The 1,260-nt window shown below is 51.6% G+C and carries 1 protein-coding gene; it reads right to left on the bottom strand.

The features are described 5' to 3' along the window. Positions 1-33: 33 nt before the first annotated feature. A protein-coding gene (locus FCL40_RS18360) for an IS3 family transposase (protein WP_407644164.1) occupies positions 34-1,208 on the bottom strand; the annotation gives its coding sequence in 2 pieces (ribosomal slippage) (positions 34-929 and positions 929-1,208; 1,176 coding nt in all). Between the last annotated feature and the right edge of the window lie 52 nt (positions 1,209-1,260).

The raw sequence follows: 1,260 nt of genomic DNA, 5'->3' as shown, positions 1-1,260 counted from the left end.
TGATCCTGCCCCGATAAAGTGGACACGGGTTTGTTATACCGCCAGTTTCTCAAACTGCTGTGGACTTTGGTAGCCCAAGCTTGAGTGTAATCGACGGCGGTTATAGAACTGGTCAATGTAGTTAGCCAGTTCGTCTCTCAATTTCCAATGATCTCGGAACCGTGCTCCCTGGAACATTTCGCCTTTCAATGTATGGAAAAATGACTCCACCTCGGCATTGTCGGTACAGCAACCGGCGCGGTTCAAGCTGTGCCTGATGCCATGGCGCTTGTAGTAACCCTGTAGGTTTTCGTTGAGGTACTCAATACCCCGGTCGGAATGGAACAGCAGACCCGCTTTCGGCCGCCGGGTTCGTAGCGCTTTGACCAACGCACCTTCGGTTAATTTTGACGTCCGGTTATCGCTAAATGACCAACCAACAATCTTTCTGGAGTACAGGTCGATAATGACCGCCAAGTAGTACCATTTCCGCCCGTGCTTTAAGTAGGTCACGTCACCAGACCACTGCTGATTGACAGCAGTTGGGGCGTCACTAGTCAGCCTCAAGTTCTCCGTCGCCTTCAGGGTTTGCCGTCGTTTATTCATTTGGCGATAAACCCTCACAGAGCGCGCCCTAAGGCCAAGTTCATGCATCAGCCTGGCCACTCGTTTCCGAGCCACGCTAATGCCCTGCTGCTTCAATTGAGCGTGAATTCTCGGGCTACCGTAACGCTCCTTAGACAAACGGAAAAGCCGCTGTATCTCTGCCCCCAGAGCCTGGTCACTTTGGGCCCGTTGACTGGGCTGGCGCTTCTTCCAGGCGTAGAAGCCTGACCGAGACACACCAACAAACTGGCACAGTTTCGACAGTCGGATTGTCCCTTGATAGCGCGCTATGAACCGGAACGATTCCTCTGTTCCTCGGCTTGAAACCGTTGCCACTTTTTTAGCAGGTCATTCTCCAACTCCAACTCAGCGAGACGCCGCTTGAGTTGGCTGATTTCATCGCTTTTGGAAAGCTGCTCTGGCTGTTTCTTGGTCTTCTTACTCATGCCCCATTTGCCATCTCGGTACTCTTTGCGCCAACGAGACAACATGAACGGATGAATGTCCAGAGCTTGGGCCACTTCCTTCACTGAACGATGAGGAAGATGTGACCAGGTCACCGCTTTTACCTTGAACTCCACACTGTACTGTTGAGTTCGTTTTCCTGTCTTGTAGGCAGGCATTCTGACACCTCAATCTATCGATTTTGGTGTCCACTAAAACGGGTCAACTTCA

It is taken from the genome of Ferrimonas sediminicola (assembly GCF_005116715.1).
GTDB classification, from domain to species: Bacteria; Pseudomonadota; Gammaproteobacteria; order Enterobacterales; family Shewanellaceae; genus Ferrimonas; species Ferrimonas sediminicola.
The sequence above is the reverse complement of the archived record's forward strand: the minus strand, read 5'-3'. Positions and strand labels throughout refer to the sequence as shown.